Source organism: Pseudomonas sp. GW821-FHT07G10 (assembly GCF_059418545.1).
This window is the reverse complement of record NZ_JBWKQB010000068.1, coordinates 1-1,310: the sequence shown is the minus strand read 5'-3', so window position 1 is coordinate 1,310 and position 1,310 is coordinate 1. Positions and strand designations below refer to the sequence as shown.

The 1,310-nt window shown below is 54.0% G+C and carries 1 protein-coding gene; it reads right to left on the bottom strand.

The window, feature by feature from the left end; genetic code table 11:
• Positions 1-31: 31 nt before the first annotated feature.
• Positions 32-1,257, bottom strand: a protein-coding gene (locus AC07O1_RS30330) for an IS3 family transposase (protein ID WP_495091190.1) whose coding sequence is annotated in 2 segments (ribosomal slippage) — positions 32-906 and positions 906-1,257 — 1,227 coding nt in all. Because the reading frame shifts where the segments join, the coding sequence is not laid out codon by codon here.
• Between the last annotated feature and the right edge of the window lie 53 nt (positions 1,258-1,310).

The following is a 1,310-nucleotide window of genomic DNA, read 5'->3' as shown; positions in this document are numbered from 1 at the left end:
TGTCTAGTCCTGAAATAGGTTTACACCTGTTTCACTCTAACGCCCGATGCACCGCATCGGGCGTTTTGTATTTTAAAGACAGGTGCGGCCGCTCCTGGTTGTAGATGGTGATTGCCTCTCGCACCATCTGTGCGGCTTGTGCCAGATCAGCAGGTCGATGGAGCAGGAGCTCTGTTTTCAAGATGCCGTTGACCCGTTCTGCCTTGGCATTTTGGTAGCAGTCATAGCCATCGGTCATCGAGCACGTGATTCCATGTTTTGCGTGCAGCTTTTGGTAAAGCGCCGAGCAGTACTGCACCCCTCGATCCGAGTGGTGAACCAGTTTTTGACGTGTTCGACGCGTCTTCAAAGCCATGCGCAAGGCTTGGGCCACCGAGTCGGCATGTAAGCTGCCATGGACGTGATAGCCGACTATTTTTCTCGAGTAGGCATCCGTCACCAAGCTTAAATAGGCTGGATCATCACGCGTGGTTGACAGGTAAGTGATATCGGCCACCCAGACCTGTTCCGGGCCGGTCGCGACGACTTGCTGTGGGCCAAGTTTCAGGAGGTTGGGATGGCAACGGAAGTGATGATGGCTGTCAGTGGTCTTGTGGTAGGCCCGTTTTCTGCGAACCAATTGGCGCTGATCACGCAAAACCTCGAATAAGCGATCCCGGCCGACATGCAGCTCCTGCCTTTCACGTTTGGCGTGCATCATCGAGTGCAGCTTACGAGCGCCTATGCAGGGCTGGCGCACGCGGATTTCCTGCACAAACTGGATGAGTTTCTGATCTTGCTCGATCCGAGCCCGATAGACCCGATCACGCTTGTAATAGGCTTGGCGACTGATCCCCATAAACTGGCAAGCCCTGCTGACACTCAGGGTTTGGGTTTGCGCAACGACTTGCCGGGCCGCTTTTTTACGACTGATACGCCGTAGTCGTTTTTCAGAACATCGACCACGTCTTCAAAGAATTTGGCTTTCTGATTGGCCAGTGCCAACTGCTCCTCAAGCTCTTTGATTCTCTGCTCGGGGGTTGGCGGCAAAGTTGGCTCGTCCATCGGTCGAATCCTCCGGGAGCGGATGGAAGCGCCCTGGCTCCAGTCCTGTCGACCATGCTTGCGTAACCAGACCAACACTGTCGACCGACCCTGAATCCCGTAGCGCCGTTGAGCCTCTTTATAACTCAACTCGCCTTTTTCGACCTGGTCGACAACCGACAATTTAAAAGTCAGTGTGTAATCTCGCTGACTGCGTTTTGCGCCCGTATCCATTGCACCCTCCTGATAAGAAGCCAGAAGGTGTAAACCTTATTCAGGACGAGACA